Source organism: Leclercia pneumoniae, assembly GCF_017348915.1.
GTDB classification, from domain to species: domain Bacteria; phylum Pseudomonadota; class Gammaproteobacteria; order Enterobacterales; family Enterobacteriaceae; genus Enterobacter; species Enterobacter pneumoniae.
Genome location: NZ_CP071383.1, coordinates 1,320,459 through 1,336,078 on the forward strand (window position 1 = coordinate 1,320,459; position 15,620 = coordinate 1,336,078).

General features: G+C 57.1%; 13 protein-coding genes and 1 pseudogene. 3 read left to right on the forward strand and 11 right to left on the reverse strand.

The window, feature by feature from the left end; genetic code table 11:
• Positions 1-66 precede the first annotated feature (66 nt).
• A complete protein-coding gene (locus JZ655_RS06205) occupies positions 67-477 on the forward strand; it encodes a YbhQ family protein (RefSeq protein ID WP_040076475.1) in 411 nt (136 codons plus the stop codon).
• Here JZ655_RS06205 and JZ655_RS06210 read toward each other — a convergent pair.
• The 5 genes from JZ655_RS06210 to cecR are packed head-to-tail and all read right to left on the reverse strand — an operon-like array spanning position 439 to position 6,079.
• Positions 439-1,545: an ABC transporter permease gene (locus JZ655_RS06210; protein ID WP_046886935.1), complete on the reverse strand. Its 1,107-nt coding sequence runs from the start codon at positions 1,543-1,545 to the stop codon at positions 439-441. The two genes, JZ655_RS06205 and JZ655_RS06210, sit on opposite strands and share 39 nt — an antisense overlap.
• A 9-nt stretch (positions 1,546-1,554) precedes the next feature.
• Positions 1,555-2,688 (reverse strand): ABC transporter permease, encoded by a 1,134-nt coding sequence (locus JZ655_RS06215; RefSeq protein ID WP_207293273.1) that lies wholly within the window; start codon positions 2,686-2,688, stop codon positions 1,555-1,557.
• The gene (locus JZ655_RS06220; RefSeq protein WP_207293274.1) at positions 2,678-4,417 is read right to left on the reverse strand and encodes an ATP-binding cassette domain-containing protein; all 1,740 of its coding nucleotides are present in this window, start codon (positions 4,415-4,417) and stop codon (positions 2,678-2,680) included. Before JZ655_RS06220 ends, JZ655_RS06215 begins: the two co-directional genes overlap by 11 nt.
• On the reverse strand, positions 4,410-5,405 hold the full coding sequence (gene hlyD / locus JZ655_RS06225) for a secretion protein HlyD (protein ID WP_207293819.1): 996 nt from the start codon (positions 5,403-5,405) through the stop codon (positions 4,410-4,412). Before hlyD ends, JZ655_RS06220 begins: the two co-directional genes overlap by 8 nt.
• Positions 5,405-6,079 (reverse strand): transcriptional regulator CecR, encoded by a 675-nt coding sequence (gene cecR / locus JZ655_RS06230; protein WP_207293275.1) that lies wholly within the window; start codon positions 6,077-6,079, stop codon positions 5,405-5,407. Before cecR ends, hlyD begins: the two co-directional genes overlap by 1 nt.
• A gap of 232 nt (positions 6,080-6,311) precedes the next feature.
• On the opposite strand from cecR, the gene rhlE reads away from it, so the two are divergent.
• Entirely contained in the window at positions 6,312-7,658 is a 1,347-nt protein-coding gene (gene rhlE, locus JZ655_RS06235; protein ID WP_207293276.1) for an ATP-dependent RNA helicase RhlE, read from the forward strand.
• A 97-nt stretch (positions 7,659-7,755) separates the two neighbouring features.
• A complete protein-coding gene (dinG, locus tag JZ655_RS06240; protein ID WP_207293277.1) occupies positions 7,756-9,933 on the forward strand; it encodes an ATP-dependent DNA helicase DinG in 2,178 nt (725 codons plus the stop codon).
• On the opposite strand, the gene JZ655_RS06245 is transcribed toward dinG, so the two are convergent.
• From JZ655_RS06245 to JZ655_RS06265, 6 genes and pseudogenes are all read right to left on the reverse strand, one after another.
• The gene (locus tag JZ655_RS06245; protein ID WP_207293278.1) at positions 9,920-10,423 is read right to left on the reverse strand and encodes a fimbrial protein; all 504 of its coding nucleotides are present in this window, start codon (positions 10,421-10,423) and stop codon (positions 9,920-9,922) included. The two genes, dinG and JZ655_RS06245, sit on opposite strands and share 14 nt — an antisense overlap.
• A gap of 5 nt (positions 10,424-10,428) precedes the next feature.
• Complete coding sequence (locus JZ655_RS06250) at positions 10,429-11,418, reverse strand: fimbrial protein (RefSeq protein WP_207293279.1); 990 nt, start codon at positions 11,416-11,418, stop codon at positions 10,429-10,431.
• A 20-nt stretch (positions 11,419-11,438) separates the two neighbouring features.
• Positions 11,439-13,982 carry a fimbria/pilus outer membrane usher protein gene (locus tag JZ655_RS06255; RefSeq protein WP_207293280.1) on the reverse strand — a complete coding sequence of 848 codons (2,544 nt, stop codon included), beginning with the start codon at positions 13,980-13,982 and terminating at the stop codon, positions 11,439-11,441.
• A gap of 24 nt (positions 13,983-14,006) precedes the next feature.
• On the reverse strand, positions 14,007-14,681 hold the full coding sequence (locus JZ655_RS06260) for a fimbrial biogenesis chaperone (RefSeq protein ID WP_207293281.1): 675 nt from the start codon (positions 14,679-14,681) through the stop codon (positions 14,007-14,009).
• 67 nt (positions 14,682-14,748) lie between these two features.
• Positions 14,749-14,859, reverse strand: a pseudogene (locus JZ655_RS21335) (fimbrial protein); the annotation flags it as partial.
• 19 nt (positions 14,860-14,878) lie between these two features.
• A protein-coding gene (locus JZ655_RS06265; protein ID WP_242637262.1) for an IS1-like element IS1A family transposase occupies positions 14,879-15,576 on the reverse strand; the annotation gives its coding sequence in 2 pieces (ribosomal slippage) (positions 14,879-15,327 and positions 15,327-15,576; 699 coding nt in all).
• Between the last annotated feature and the right edge of the window lie 44 nt (positions 15,577-15,620).

The following is a 15,620-nucleotide window of genomic DNA, read 5'->3' on the forward strand; positions in this document are numbered from 1 at the left end:
TTACGGAATTTTCCGTAAAGTGCGGTAGTCTGAAGAAGCAGAGAAAAATCCTCCAGGAGAGAAGCCATGAAGTGGCAACAACGCATTCGCGTCGCAACCGGCCTGAGTTGCTGGCAGATTATGTTGCATTTAGCGGTTGTCGCTGTGCTGGTGCTGGCGTGGACCAGCGGAGCGCTGGTGCGCGTTGGGTTAGGTTTATGCGTGCTGTACGGGGTGACCGTCCTGCTGATGCTCTTTTTACAGCGTCACCATGAGCAACGCTGGCGTGAAGTGGCAGATGTGCTTGAAGAGCTGACCACCACCTGGTACTTCGGCGCAGCCATGATTGTGCTGTGGCTGCTGTCACGCGTGCTGCAGAACAATATATTACTGGCTCTGGCAGGCCTGGCCATCCTCGCCGGGCCGGCAGTGGTGTCACTGCTGACCCGGGAGAAAAAGCTACGCGATATTGCGTCTAAACATCGCGTAGGCCACTGAGCCCGTCGTGGCCGCTATCACCAGTAGCGGCCACAAACTTCCCCAGACAATATCCAGACTCGCGTCCTTCAGGTAGATCTGCTTGGTAATATCGGTAAAGTGACGAATAGGGTTTACCCACGTCAGATTCTGTAGCCATACCGGCATGTTCTCGACCGGCGAAACATACCCCGACAGCAAAATGGCGGGCATCATAAAGACAAACACCCCGATAAAGGCCTGCTGCTGCGTAGAGCAAAGCGCCGAGATCAACAGCCCAAATCCCACCAGCGACAGACCATAGATCACCATCGTGAAGTAAAACAGCGCCAGCGACCCCGCGAAGGGGATGTGATAGGCCCAGATACCGATCCCCAGCACGATGGTCGCCTGGAACGTCGCGACAATCAGCGCCGGTACCGCTTTACCAACAAAGATTTGCCAGGTGGCCAGCGGCGAGACCAGCAGTTGGTCGAGCGTGCCCTGTTCCCGTTCACGGGCCACGGAGAGCGAAGTGACGATCATCACCCCAATGGTGGTGATCATGGCGATAAGCGACGGCACCACAAACCACTTGTAGTCGAGGTTAGGGTTATACCAGTTGCGCACCACCAGTTCGCTGTTGTTCGGTTTGGGTTTGTCCGCCATCAGCTCTTGCTGATACTCCTTCACCACCTGCTGCAGATAGTTCGCGGCAATCTGGGCACTGTTGGAGTTCCGCCCATCCAGAATTAATTGCATAGGGGCGGTTTGCAGCCTGTCCAGGTTGCGCGAAAAATCGGCCGGGAAGCGCACCAGCAACAGCGCCTTTTGGGTATCGATGGTAGGCTGGATCTCCTGTGGGCTTTTCAGCAGCAGCACGTGAGTAAAGGCTTTAGCGCGGGCAAAGCGCTGGGTCAGCTCTACCGAATGTTTACCATTGTCTTCGTTATAGATAGCAATAGTGGCGTTGGTCACCTCCAGGGTGGCGGCGAAGGGGAATAACAGCACCTGAATGAGCACCGGTAGCACCAGAATGGCGCGGGTCTGCGGCTCACGCAGCAGCGACTGTAGCTCTTTACGAATTAACGTCCATAAACGATGAAACATGGCTGCTCCTTAATCCAGTCGCCGTTTCGTTTTCATCCAGGTGAGGCCGATAAACATCACCGCCGAGGCGATCAAAAACAGCAGATTGACCACCAGCACCGCCGGAATGTTACCTGCCAGAAACAGGCTCTGTAGCGTACTCACGAAATAGCGCGCCGGAATGATATAGGTCACGGCGCGGATCACCGCCGGCATACTGTCGATCTGGAAAATAAACCCGGACAACATAATCGAGGGTAAAAAAGCGGCATTCAGCGCCACCTGGGCAGCGTTAAACTGGTTTTGGGTGATGGTGGAGATGAGAAGCCCCATTCCCAGCGTGCTCAACAAGAAAAGCGAGGTGATAAAAAAGAGCACAATCAGCGAGCCGCGATAAGGCACCCCCAGAATAAAGACCGACACCAGCATGCAGAGCAGCATCGCCAGCATGCCGAGGAAATAGTAGGGGATGAGCTTGCACAGCAGCAGCTCCGTACGCGTGACCTCCGTGGAGAGCAGCGCCTCCATGGTGCCGCGCTCCCATTCACGGGCGATAACCAGCGACGTGAGGATGGCGCCAATCACCGTCATGATGATGGTCACCGCGCCGGGAATGATAAAGTGCTGGCTGATGGCCGCCGGGTTAAACCAGTAGCGGGTCTGCACATCGATAAGCGGCTCAAAGGTCTCGCCCCGGTCTTCGGCACGCTGCATCTGCCAGAGCTGCCAGATCCCCTCCGCATACCCCTGCACAAAGTTGGCGGTGTTGGGCTCGCTGCCGTCGGTGATCACCTGGATCGGCGCACTGTCGCCCGGCGTGGCCATTCGGGCGGCGAAATCCACCGGGATCACAATCAGACCGCGAATACGCCCGGCCTGCATCATCTGGATCAACTGCTGGCGATTATCGCTGACGGTGGCGTCGATATAGGGTGAGCCGGTCATGGTATGGGTGAAGTCGAGCGCCTCTTCGCTCTGCTGCTCCAGTAAAATGCCCACCCGCAGCTTGCTGGAGTCGAGGTTAATGCCATAGCCGAAGATAAAAAGCAGCAGTAGCGGGATCACCATCGCAATCAGCCAGCTGCTGGGGTCGCGCACGATCTGCCGCGTCTCTTTGATACAGAGTGCGCGCACCCGGCGCCAGGAGAGGGCGTTATGCGCCATGGCCTTGCTCCTTATCCCAGTCGTTAATCAGCGTGATGAAAGCCTGCTCCATCGTCGGGTCAGGCATCGCTTCATCGGCGGCCTGCGCTTTAAGATCGTCCGGCGTACCGTGGGCAATCAGCTTGCCGCGATAGACCAGCCCAATGCGATCGCAATACTCCGCTTCGTCCATAAAGTGGGTGGTCACCATCACCGTCACCCCTTTTTCCACCATGCTATTGATATGCAGCCAAAACTCACGGCGGGTGAGGGGATCCACCCCCGAGGTGGGCTCATCCAGAAACAGAATGTCAGGCTCGTGCATCAGGGAGCAGGCCAGTGCCAGACGCTGCTTAAAGCCAAGGGGGAGCGCATCGGTGGCGTGGCTGGCGATGCTTTTCAGTCCGAAGGCTTCGCTCATGCGCGCAATCTTGTCGTTCTGTGCTCGCCCCCGCAGGCCATAGACCCCGGAGAAGAAACGCAGGTTCTGCTCTACTGTCAGGTTGCCGTACAGCGAGAATTTCTGCGCCATATAGCCCAGATGCTGACGGGCCTTGCCCGAGCTGACCTTGAGATCCATATCCAGCACCAGCGCCTTGCCGGACGTCGGCACCAGCAGGCCACACATCATCTTGAAGGTGGTGGATTTCCCAGCGCCGTTCGGCCCCAGCAGGCCAAAAATCTCTCCGCGCTTCACGGCAAAGTTAACGTCATCCGTGGCGGCGAAATCGCCAAATTTTTTGGTCAGTGATTTGGCTTCAATCACCGTCTCGCCGGGCGTGCCTTCAACCGTATGCAGAATGGCCCCAAGCGGGGACTCCTCAGTCCCCGCGCCACCCAGCAGATCGATAAACGCATCTTCAAAGCGGGGGGCGGTCTCATTCATCACAATGTCCGGCATCCCCGGGGCGCGACGAATATCCTCCGCGCTGGCCTCTTTTTTCAGGATCAAGCGTACCGATTTCCCCTGAATCATGCCGTCGCTCACCTGGGGTAGCGTCAGGACCCGCTGCAACAGACGGCGGTTGTTTTCGTCGGGGCTGTGCAGCAGAAAGCTGCGACCGTTCATGCCGGCGGTGAGGGCAGTAGGATCGCCCTGGTAGAGCAGCTTGCCTTCGTTCATCAACAGGACATCCCGGCACTGTTCGGCCTCGTCCAGATAGGAGGTACTCCAGAGGATCAGCATGCCGTCGCCAGCCAGCTCATGCACCATCTGCCAGAGTTCACGCCGGGAGATCGGATCTACGCCCACGCCAGGCTCATCCAGTAGCAGAACCTTCGGCTCGCCTACTAGGGTGCAGGCCAGCCCCAGTTTCTGCTTCATCCCGCCGGAGAGCTTGCCCGCCAGCCGCCCGGTAAAAGGCCCCAGCGCGGTAAACTCCAGCAGCCGCTGGAAGGTTTTTTGCCGGGTTTCGCCGGTGACGCTGCGCAGGTCGGCATAGAGGGTCAGGTTTTCCATCACGGTCAGATCTTCATACAGCCCGAATTTTTGCGGCATATAGCCCAGTAAGGCGTGCAGGGCGCGATCGTCTTCGATGGGATCTAACCCCAGTACCCGCGCCTGCCCGTCGTCGGGCTTGAGCAGCCCGGCGAGCATACGCATCAGGGTTGTCTTTCCGGCACCGTCCGGGCCGACAAGCCCGGTCACGTAGCCCTTTTGCAGGGTACAGTTCAGGGGCGCCACGGCCGGGCGGTCCATTCCGGGAAACGTCTTCAGCAGTCCTGTGAGTTCAATAACCGCATCATTCATGACCATCCCCATCGTTGAGCGTAACGGTCACCGGCATCCCCTGGCGCAGGGCGTCGTCGGCATCGGTCACGATAATGCGTAGGCGATACACCAGGTCAGTACGCAGATCCGGCGTTTCGACGGTTTTTGGCGTAAATTCAGCGGTGGGCGAGACGAAGCCCACTTTACCGTGATAAGGCTTATCCGGGCGGCCATCCGTGTAGAGCAGCAGCTCGCGCCCCGGCTGCATCTGACCCAGGTTGGGTTCATCAATATAAGCGCGCACCCATACCGGGCGAGTCAGGGAGAGGGTCAACACCGTGCTGCCGGCGTTAAGCATGCTGCCCGGCTCGACGGCGCGGGTCATCAGCGTGCCGTTTGCGGGGGCGGTAAGGGTGGTATCACGCAGATCCAGTTCGGCCTGCGCCAGCTGGGCCTGAGCCTGTTCAAGGCTGGCTTTTGCCTGGGCGATATCCTGCGGGCGGTTACCGGTGCGATATTGACTTAACTTATCCTGCGCCGATTTCAGCGTGGCCTGGGCCTGGTCGCGGGAGGAGCGGGCATTTTCCAGATCGTTAGCGGAAATTGTCCGGCTGCCCCACAGCCCTTGCTGGCGTTGATAGAACTTCTGCGCATAGTCATAAGCCGCCTGCGCCTGTTTCACCGCTGCGGCGGCCTGCGCCACCTCTTCTTCGCGATAGCCCGCCTGCATCAGGTCATATTGCGCCTGCGCAACGGAGACGCCCGCTTTGGCCTGCAGCAGTGCATTTTCAAACGGCGCTTTATCCAGCTGTCCCAGCGTCTGCCCGGTGGTGATGGCATCGCCTTCATCTACCGTTAACGACGCCAGCCGCCCCCCCACGCGGAAACTCATATTAACGGTACGAATATCCACATTACCGTACAGGGTCAGCCCTTTATCCTGATGGCCCTGATACCAGAGCCAGCCTCCCGTCACGATGGCAACCAGCGCCAGCGCGGCCAGGATAACAACCACGGGTTTTTTCATCACTCCGGACTCCTTTGCGTTAATCCCTCTAAAACGAGATCGATATGGCAGCTCACGACCTGAAAAATTTGCTCTGCCCGCTCTTCATCAAAATGACTCCAGCCTGCGCGCAGCAGGATGGTCTCGCGCCCGAGGCGAAAGGCGAGGATCTCGCCCAGCAGCGCATGGGTGTGCAAAATGGTTTGAGTATCCTCCGCTGCGCGCCCGGTATAGGCGGCAATCAGCCGGGTCAAATGACTGTGCATCGGGGCGATAACCTGGTCATGCACGTGCTGATACGCCGAGGTGGGGGAGAGCTGCTCGCGGGAAATAAATTTACTGAGGTTCAGCGTGTCGTCGTGGGTCAGCAGCTGGATCATGTTCCTGGCCGCCTGCAGGATCAGGGCGCGCACCGCGCTTTTATCCGGCACGGGTTGCGCAAGCAGGGTTGTCGCGGCCTCCACATGCGGGCGGAAATGGGTGCCAATAAAATCGGCGATCCACTGGGCGCAGGCGAGGTACAGATCCTCTTTTGAGCCAAAATAGTAGGTGATGGCGGCGATGTTCTGCCCCGCCTGTGCGGCGATATCGCGAGTGGTAGCATGCAGGCCATACTCGCCAAACTGGGAGAGTGCAGCGGCAATCAGCTGGCTGCGGGCTTGTTCGCCTTTACTGGTGGTGGGGATTGTATTCATCGTCGCGCCAAAAAATTAATCAATCGATTGATTAACTTTATGGTTAAATTTTCGCCTTGTCCAGCCGGCCGGAGATTTATTTTGTCATGCCCGCCGTCAGGGATATTTTATGCGCCAAGTCACAAAATCTGCTACACTCCGCAGCTTCGTGACATTGTGGTTTTTGTCCTGTCTATTCGTCTTATCTCCCTGAAAACTACACCTGTGACGGTCGGGGCGGTTCGGAGTTGTTATGTCTTTTGATACCCTTGGCCTGAATCCTGATATTCTGCGCGCCGTCGCAGAGCAGGGCTATCGCGAACCTACCCCTATTCAGCAGAAGGCGATCCCCGCCGTGCTGCAAGGCCGTGACCTGATGGCGAGCGCCCAGACCGGTACCGGTAAAACCGCAGGCTTTACGCTGCCGCTGCTGCAACGTCTGATCGAGAATCAGCCGCATGCGAAAGGCCGCCGTCCGGTTCGTGCCCTGATTCTGACCCCAACCCGTGAGCTTGCTGCTCAGGTGGGCGAGAACGTCCGTGAATACAGCCGCTATCTGAATATTCGCTCGCTGGTGGTCTTCGGCGGCGTGAGCATTAATCCGCAGATGATGAAACTGCGTGGCGGCGTGGATGTGCTGGTGGCAACGCCGGGCCGTCTGCTCGATCTGGAACACCAGAATGCGCTGAAGCTGGATAGCGTAGAGATTCTGGTGCTGGACGAAGCCGACCGTATGCTGGATATGGGCTTTATCCACGACATCCGCCGCGTACTGGCTAAACTGCCGGCGCGTCGTCAGAACCTCCTCTTCTCTGCGACCTTCTCGGATGAGATCAAATCGCTGGCAGAAAAACTGCTTCACAACCCGCTGGAAGTGGAAGTGGCGCGTCGTAACACTGCGTCTGAGCAAGTGACCCAGTATGTGCACTTTGTTGATAAGAAGCGTAAACGCGAGCTGCTCTCCCAGATGATCGGTCAGGGCAACTGGCAGCAGGTGCTGGTCTTTACCCGCACCAAGCACGGTGCCAACCATCTGGCAGAACAGCTGAACAAAGACGGCATTCGCAGTGCGGCGATCCACGGCAATAAGAGCCAGGGGGCACGTACCCGCGCGCTGGCCGACTTTAAATCGGGTGACATCCGCGTACTGGTCGCCACCGATATCGCCGCCCGTGGTCTGGATATCGAAGAGCTGCCGCACGTAGTGAACTACGAGCTGCCGAACGTGCCAGAAGATTACGTTCACCGTATTGGCCGTACCGGCCGTGCTGCCGCCACGGGTCAAGCGCTGTCGCTGGTCTGCGTCGATGAGCATAAGCTGCTGCGCGATATTGAGCGCCTGCTGAAGAAAGAGATCCCGCGCATCCAGACTCCAGGTTATGAAGTGGATCCCTCTATCAAAGCCGAACCGATCCAGAACGGTCGCCAGGGCGGTGGACGCGGGCAAGGCGGAGGCGGCCGTGGTCAACAGCAGCCGCGCCGTACTGAAGGGGCAGCCGCTAAGCCTGCCAGCAAACCGCCGCGCCGTGATGGCGAAGGCAAGCCCGCCGGAGAAGGGCAGCGCCGTCGCCGTCCGCGTAAACCGGCGGCAGGACAGTAATCTGGAAGCCCGGCCGTAGAGCCGGGCTTTTTTTTTTGCCGCTGGCAGGTGAACGTGCCACAATAGTGGCTGTTTATACAGTATTTCAGGTTCCCCGATGGCTTTAACCGCTGCGCTAAAAGCGCAAATTGCCGCCTGGTATAAGGCGCTGCAACAGCAGATACCCGACTTTATTCCCCGAGCACCGCAGCGGCAAATGATTGCCGATGTGGCGAAGACGCTTGCGGGCGACGAGGGCCGGCATCTGGCGATTGAAGCCCCAACCGGCGTCGGGAAAACCCTCTCATATCTCATTCCGGGTATCGCCATTGCCCGTGAAGAGCAAAAAACGCTGGTGGTCAGTACCGCCAACGTAGCCTTGCAGGATCAAATCTTCAGCAAAGACCTGCCTCTGCTGCGCAAAATTATTCCTGAGCTGCGCTTTACTGCCGCCTTTGGGCGTGGGCGCTATGTCTGCCCGCGTAACCTGACGGCCCTCGCCAGCAGCGAAGCCACGCAGCAGGATCTGCTGGCCTTTCTGGATGACGAACTGACCCCGAATAATAAGGCCGAGCAGGAGCAGTGTGCGAAACTGAAAGGCGATCTCGACAGCTACAAGTGGGATGGCCTGCGGGATCATACCGATCAGGCCATCAGCGATGATCTCTGGCGGCGTTTAAGCACCGACAAAGCCAGCTGTCTGAACCGCAACTGCCACTACTACCGCGAGTGCCCGTTCTTTGTCGCCCGGCGTGCAATTCAGGAAGCAGAGGTCGTTGTGGCTAACCACGCGCTGGTAATGGCGGCGCTGGAGAGCGAAGCCGTTCTGCCGGAGCCGAAGAACCTGCTGCTGGTGCTGGATGAAGGACATCATCTGCCGGACGTGGCGCGTGATGCGCTGGAGATGAGCGCCGAGATCACCGCCCCGTGGTTTCGCTTGCAGCTGGATCTGTTCTGCAAGCTGGTTGCCACCTGCATGGAGCAGTTCCGTCCAAAAACGATCCCGCCGCTGGCGGTGCCGGAACGGCTCAGCGAGCACTGCGAAACGGTCTACACCCACATCGCTTCCCTGAATAACATTCTCGATCTTTATCTTCCGGCAACCCAGCAGGCCGAACACCGCTTCGCCATGGGGGAACTGCCGCAGGAGATCATGGCGATTTGCCAGGAGCTGGCGAAGTTGCTGGAAAAACTGCGCGGGCTGGCAGAGCTGTTTTTAAACGATCTGAGCGAGAAGACCGGCAGCCACGACGTGGTGCGTCTGCACCGGGTGTTATTACAGATGAACCGCGCGCTGGGGATGTTCGAGGGGCAGAGCAAACTGTGGCGGCTGGCCTCTATGGTTCAGGCCTCCGGCGCCCCGGTGACCAAATGGGCGACCCGCGACGTTCGCGACGGACAGATTCACCTCTTCTTCCACTGCGTGGGGATCCGCGTTAGCGATCAGCTGGAAAAGCTGCTCTGGCGCAGCGTACCGCATGTGGTGGTCACCTCGGCCACCCTGCGCTCGCTTAACAGCTTCTCGCGTCTGCAGGAGATGAGCGGCCTGAGAGAGAAAGCGGGAGATCGTTTCGTGGCGCTCGATTCGCCCTTCAACCACTGCGAGCAGGGTAAAATTGTTATTCCGCGTATGCAGTATGAACCGCTGATCGATAACGAAGAGCAGCACATCGCCGAGATGGCCGCCTTCTTCCGTGAGCAGCTCGAAAGCAAAAAATATCCCGGCATGCTGGTGCTGTTTGCCAGCGGCCGCGCCATGCAGCGTTTTCTGGAAGAAGTGCCCGATCTCCGCCTGCTGCTGCTGGTACAGGGCGACCAGCCCCGCTACCGGCTGGTGGAACTGCACCGCAAGCGGATAGAAAACGGCGAGCGGAGCGTGCTGGTGGGGTTGCAGTCCTTTGCCGAAGGGCTGGATCTGAAAGGGGATTACCTCACCCAGGTGCATATTCATAAGATTGCGTTCCCGCCGATCGACAGCCCGGTGGTGATTACCGAAGGGGAGTGGCTCAAGAGCCTGAACCGCTACCCGTTTGAAGTCCAAAGCTTGCCTGCAGCGTCGTTTAATCTGATTCAGCAGGTGGGGCGTCTGATCCGTAGCCACGGCTGCTGGGGGGAAGTGGTTATCTATGACAAACGCCTGCTGAGTAAAAATTACGGCCAGCGATTGCTGAACGCGCTGCCTGTTTTCCCTATTGAGCAGCCTGACGTGCCGCCGGTAAAAAAACGCCCGACAAAACTGACCGTCGGGCGTAAAAGGAGCATCCGTGCTAAGGGGCGCAGTCCTACTGGTAAGTGAATGTCACCTGCACCACGCTGCTGAAGGTGCCGGCGGTGACGGGCAACGATGTGGTGTAATAGCGGGCCGCGAGCGGAAAGGTCGCGGAGTGGTCGGTCTGGTCGATCAGCACGTTAAAGCTTGCCTGCGGGGCAATGAACATATTGTCCTGCGGGTCTGCAAGCTCCAGGGCCAGACCTTTGGCGCTGCCCATATTGGCGAATTTGGTGGGGTGTTGGCTGTCCGCCTGCCCGTAAAAAAAAGCGTTCGCCAGCGTGAGGGTTTTCGGGCAATGGGTCACCTTCAGGGTAAAATCCTTCCACACGCCGGTATCCCCCACATCTTTGAAATTACTGGATGCCGCCTGGCCTAAATCAACGGTTAACGCTTTGCTGGCGCTATCAACGGTGCAGGTATTGGCATAGATATTCCCCACCATCTGCACCTGGATCTCCTCAGCATAACTCTGCGCCATTAGCGCGGCTGTCAGCAGAAAAATACGTGTTTTCATCATTATCACCGGTAGGCGAGCGTAATGGTCGCAACGGTGTTGGCCGGGCCGGGCGTGACCTCGTCGCGGGTCTGGATGTAGCGAACCTGGAAGGGAATATCCAGCGTCTGATTCTCGATCGCCTCGCCCTGGGTAGGGACATACTGATTGAAGGTGGCGATATGATCGTCAAACAGCATTCTTACGCCGACCCCTGTGGCCATCCCGTTTTCCGGGGTGAGTTTGAGTACGCCGTCGAGACCCGGTTCATAGCCGTTGGCGCTGGTAATTTTGATCTCTGGCTGTACCGTTGAAGTACAGTTAACGGTGGCATTAAACGTTTTCGCCGGGGTAGAAAGGGTACCCACCCCGGTAAAGTCGCTGATGGGGAAATCCCCGAGGTTAACGGTCAGGTTTTTTGGCGATACGGAACAGGTGACGATGTTGAGATTGACGTTGCCGGCATAGGCGATGGAGTTGGGGCTACCGATCCCGTCGTGACCGTAAACGCCAAGCCCGAACTTGGTCTGGCTTTGCTGTAGCGTACCCGACACCACCTTCATGCTCGTTTTAATGAGCTGAAGCGAAAGGTTAAAATCAAAGCTGGCGTTCCCGTCGGTTGATACATAGCTGATGGGCGTACTGCGCGAGTCGCAATAGACGCCGCCTGCGCCGGTAATACGCTGCCCTTTATCGTTCACCAGGGCGACGCCAATGCCTTCCACGCCAGATTCATACACTCCCGCCATGCCGGATATTTCACTGCCGGTACCGTAATAGCAGGCGACAATCTCCATCCCCCCCTCAAGGCCGTTGTCACAATGACCGGCTATATGCACGGACTGGTCAGTCCCCGGGATCGTCGATCCGACGGGGAGCGTCGTGGGCACGGAAATCGACGAAATATTAATTTGCTTCGGCATATCCGACGAGAGACAGGCCGCTTTGGCATGCGGCATAATGAGTGCGCCGGTGACCAGAACGAGTAACAAAAGGCACTGTTTAACAAGCTGCATAATCAAACCTTCAGGGTAATTTACTGACACTGCGCGGCAGCGTTAATAATGTGTGTTTTATCTTTCTCGTCCGTTAGCACGTAGTCCGCTACGCAGTGGTCGCGGGCATCCTGCCCCCAGTTGACGGTCAGATGTCCGCGCTGAGGTAAACCGGTAAGCCAGGTTTGGCCATCATTGCCTACGATAAACTCGTTATCCTTGTCCTCTGTGGTCACCGTTGCGCCAAAGGGCAGCGGCTTGCCGTTGTGCGTTAGCGTCATTAATACGCGTCGACCTACGCGGGTGCTAAAGGTGGCGCGTACTATCGCGCCGCGCGTCGGGGTCACCACCTGTGCCGCATGAGTCACGTCGGCATCGTCCGGCAGGGTTTCCGTATTCAGTGCGATAGTGTTGTGGCGATAGGCGGTAACAAACGGCACCACGGTATAGCCGCGGAAGTCTGTTTCGACGCCGGTCTGGTTAGTCACTTCTGTTCCGTGGGTGCCCGGTGCTTTAACCAGCGCGATGGTTTCGCCCAGCGGCTGGCTCAGGGTCACGCCATTTGCATGGGCCACGACGCCCCCCTGCAGGCCAAGGTTGGCGGTGCGCTGGTACTTATCCTGACTGAGGCCGCCACTGGCTTCGCCATAGGTGGCTTTGTAATCGGCGTTCAGGCTGGTGGAACTGCCAGCGCCAGTATTGCTGAGCCCCTCCTGAACATTCCAGTTAAGGTTGTTCTGCGCCAGCGCCGTGCCGTTCAGGCCGAGGGTCTGGGTAGTGCCTTCTTTACTGTTATTCAGGTTGTAGCTGGCCCAGGTGTTGTGCATCCAGCGATCGAGCGGTAGAGAGACGCTCAGGGCGAAAAGATTGTCATTGCTGACCGCATCCCCGTTCTCATCACTGTCGTGCGTATTTTTATTCAGACTGTAGCTCAGGCTGTAGGTCACCCCATCCCAGCTATTGTTGTAGCTGAGGCTCATGGAGGTCATATCCTGGTCCTGGCTCCAGTAACGCTCTTTCACCAGACTCAGCGTGAAGGCGCCCCAGCCCTCCGGCAGCACCTGGTCGATGGTCGCTTCAGCGCGATCCTTGCGCTGTTCTGGCGCGCTCCAGTCGTCGGAACGGGTCCAGGACTCCATCGTCTCCTGTAGCGTATAGAACCCCTTGCTGTTGTAGCGATAGCCAGCCAGCGAAAAGTTGGTGCCTGTGCCGGCAAAATCTTTGCTATACCGCACGCGCCACGATCGACCCTGGCTGCGCTTTTGTTTTTTGAGCAACGCCTTCGCCCGCGTCACGTCGATGGAGAACGCACCCAGATCGCCAACGTTTTTACCGGTGCCCAGCGCCTGGGCCTGGTAATGGCTACTCTGCTGCACGCCGCCGTAGAGTGTCATTCCGTGCGATAAACCATAGATGGCGCTGCCCTGGGCGAACGGCGTCTTTTCCACGTTGCTGTCATACGAGCGGTAACGCCCGGCGGTGACGCTGTAGCGCAGATGTTTTTCACGCTGCAAAACCGGCACTGAGGCGTAGGGCACCACGAAGTGGCGCTCGCTGCCGTCCGTCTCTTTCACCGTGACTTGCAGGTCGCCGCTGCTGCCTGTGGGGTAGAGATCATTTATCTCGAAGGCGCCCGGGGCGACGGTGTTCTGATAAATAACGTAACCGTTCTGGCGCACAACGACCTGCGCGTTACTGTGGGCGGTACCGCGAATAATTGGGGCATAGCCTTTTTCGCTATCTGGCAGCATGTCGCTGTCGGAATTTAACTGCATCCCGGTAAAAGAGACGCTATCAAAAACGTCGGCCGGTGAACTGCTCTGCCCCAGCGTCAGGTCGCTTTTCATCGCCACGATATCGCGCTGGGCATAGGTATAGACCGAAGAGAAATGGTGCTGCTCCTCGTGACCGGTGATGCTGCGATTCCAGGTCGAGTAGTTACGTAAACGCCACGCGCCAAGGTTAAGTCCGGGGCGAAGGTTAACGTACTGGCTGCTGTTATCCGGCGTGTCTGGGGTACGCGCCTGACTCTGGCTGGCCGTTGCGCTGTAGTTCAGCAAACCGGCGGTGATACCTTCATCAAACTCCTTCGGGTCGATATAGCCACGCGGTATCTGGCCCAGCGCAGATTGCGGAATGCTCAATAGCAGCTGCTGGTGGCTGATACGAAAGGTGGCGGTCGCGGCGGGAATAGCGCCTAAATCGGCACACCCGCCTTTTGCGGTCAGTTGCGGAAAGAGGGAGGTCTTAATCCCCAGCTTTTTGAGTTCGTCCAGACTGAAGCAGGGTTGCAGCGTGCTATTACCTGCCTGCGCTTTGCGTAAGGTGAAGGTGACGTCGCGGGTAGCAATTTCAGTGTTATTAATGAAAATAGAGACCAGATATTTTCCAGGGGCCTGGCCGGGTCCTTTTTCATATATTGATAGATCGGTTTTCGCCTGCTGAGGATTATCAATATCCAGCAGCGCCGGGTTAAAGTAGTCATCCGCCGAACTTTGCTGCGCAATACAGAACATTACCAGCCCCATAAGCAGGGCTGGCAACGAAGGTATTTTCCAGGAGAACGGTTTTTTATGACTATACATAACGTATTGCGCCAGAGGCAGTAATTAGTTAATTGTTTTTGTCCATGTCTGGCTAATACTGCCGTAATCGGTAATGACCGAATACGCCAGGGTATTTCCGCTGCTATGGGCCGGCAGCGCGATATGGGTTTCGCCTTTCGGCACGGCCCAGGTCGCTTTTTTAACGTTGTGACCGTTCAGCGTCACGCTCTGGAAATTCATGTAAAACGGCGTGGGGTTATTCACCACCAGGTCATTTCCTTCCCGATGCCAGGACAACCGATCGGCAACGGCTTCCGGCTTGCCTTTCACGGCGGCAGGGCGGTAGATGAGCTTTATGCGGGTATTGATAGCAATTTGCAGCGTGTTCACCCCATCCATTTTTTTAGAAGAGGGGATGGATTTAATATTTAGCCAGAAGAGTGATTCACGATCTTCGGGCAAATTTCCCCCCGTGCGCACCACACGTAATACATTCTCCTCATTGCCATTCAGACGAAACAGTGGAGGGGTGATCAGAAAAGGGGCTTTGGCCAGGTTTTTACCGCCGGCATCGACCCAGGATTGCACCAGATAATCCGTATCGTCTGGATTCGAAATACCAAGAGAAGACTCCTTTTTTTCTCCCTGATAGACCAGGCGTGTGCCGTTAATAATTACACCGGCATGCGCTGTTGCGGCTACCAGTAAAAAAGAGCTCAGTAAATAACCGTGACGCATAAATATATCTCAACGTGAATAAGAGATATCAGCCCTGGCACAGGCTGATATCTCGGGAGGGATCATTTCAGTTATAGATAACGGTAAAGGTCGAAACAGAATTAGCCGGGCCGGCTGTTACCGTAGGCCCTGTCTGGATATAACGTCCTGCAAATTCCAGATCGTTTACCGTACTTCCCGCCGGTAATGACTCCAACTTATTGATAGTGTTTTATGTTCAGATAATGCCCGATGACTTTGTCATGCAGCTCCACCGATTTTGAGAACGACAGCGACTTCCGTCCCAGCCGTGCCAGGTGCTGCCTCAGATTCAGGTTATGCCGCTCAATTCGCTGCGTATATCGCTTGCTGATTACGTGCAGCTTTCCCTTCAGGCGGGATTCATACAGCGGCCAGCCATCCGTCATCCATATCACCACGTCAAAGGGTGACAGCAGGCTCATAAGACGCCCCAGCGTCGCCATAGTGCGTTCACCGAATACGTGCGCAACAACCGTCTTCCGGAGCCTGTCATACGCGTAAAACAGCCAGCGCTGGAGCGATTTAGCCCCGACATAGCCCCACTGTTCGTCCATTTCCGCGCAGACGATGACGTCACTGCCCGGCTGTATGCGCGAGGTTACCGACTGCGGCCTGAGTTTTTTAAGTGACGTAAAATCGTGTTGAGGCCAACGCCCATAATGCGGGCGGTTGCCCGGCATCCAACGCCATTCATGGCCATATCAATGATTTTCTGGTGCGTACCGGGTTGAGAAGCGGTGTAAGTGAACTGCAGTTGCCATGTTTTACGGCAGTGAGAGCAGAGATAGCGCTGATGTCCGGCGGTGCTTTTGCCGTTACGCACCACCCCGTCAGTAGCTGAACAGGAGGGACAGCTGATAGAAACAGAAGCCACTGGAGCACCTCAAAAACACCATCATACACTAAATCAGTAAGTTG

Bases quoted from the DNA above. Each gene is read 5' to 3' on its own strand.
- dinG (WP_207293277.1), top strand. From the start codon at position 7,756: ATGGCTTTAACCGCTGCGCTAAAAGCGCAAATTGCCGCCTGGTATAAG.
- JZ655_RS06210 (WP_046886935.1), bottom strand. From the start codon at position 1,545: ATGTTTCATCGTTTATGGACGTTAATTCGTAAAGAGCTACAGTCGCTG.
- JZ655_RS06255 (WP_207293280.1), bottom strand. From the start codon at position 13,982: ATGTATAGTCATAAAAAACCGTTCTCCTGGAAAATACCTTCGTTGCCA.
- JZ655_RS06205 (WP_040076475.1), top strand. From the start codon at position 67: ATGAAGTGGCAACAACGCATTCGCGTCGCAACCGGCCTGAGTTGCTGG.
- JZ655_RS06215 (WP_207293273.1), bottom strand. From the start codon at position 2,688: ATGGCGCATAACGCCCTCTCCTGGCGCCGGGTGCGCGCACTCTGTATC.
- JZ655_RS06220 (WP_207293274.1), bottom strand. From the start codon at position 4,417: ATGAATGATGCGGTTATTGAACTCACAGGACTGCTGAAGACGTTTCCC.
- hlyD (WP_207293819.1), bottom strand. From the start codon at position 5,405: ATGAAAAAACCCGTGGTTGTTATCCTGGCCGCGCTGGCGCTGGTTGCC.
- JZ655_RS06260 (WP_207293281.1), bottom strand. From the start codon at position 14,681: ATGCGTCACGGTTATTTACTGAGCTCTTTTTTACTGGTAGCCGCAACA.
- cecR (WP_207293275.1), bottom strand. From the start codon at position 6,079: ATGAATACAATCCCCACCACCAGTAAAGGCGAACAAGCCCGCAGCCAG.
- JZ655_RS06245 (WP_207293278.1), bottom strand. From the start codon at position 10,423: ATGAAAACACGTATTTTTCTGCTGACAGCCGCGCTAATGGCGCAGAGT.
- rhlE (WP_207293276.1), top strand. From the start codon at position 6,312: ATGTCTTTTGATACCCTTGGCCTGAATCCTGATATTCTGCGCGCCGTC.
- JZ655_RS06250 (WP_207293279.1), bottom strand. From the start codon at position 11,418: ATGCAGCTTGTTAAACAGTGCCTTTTGTTACTCGTTCTGGTCACCGGC.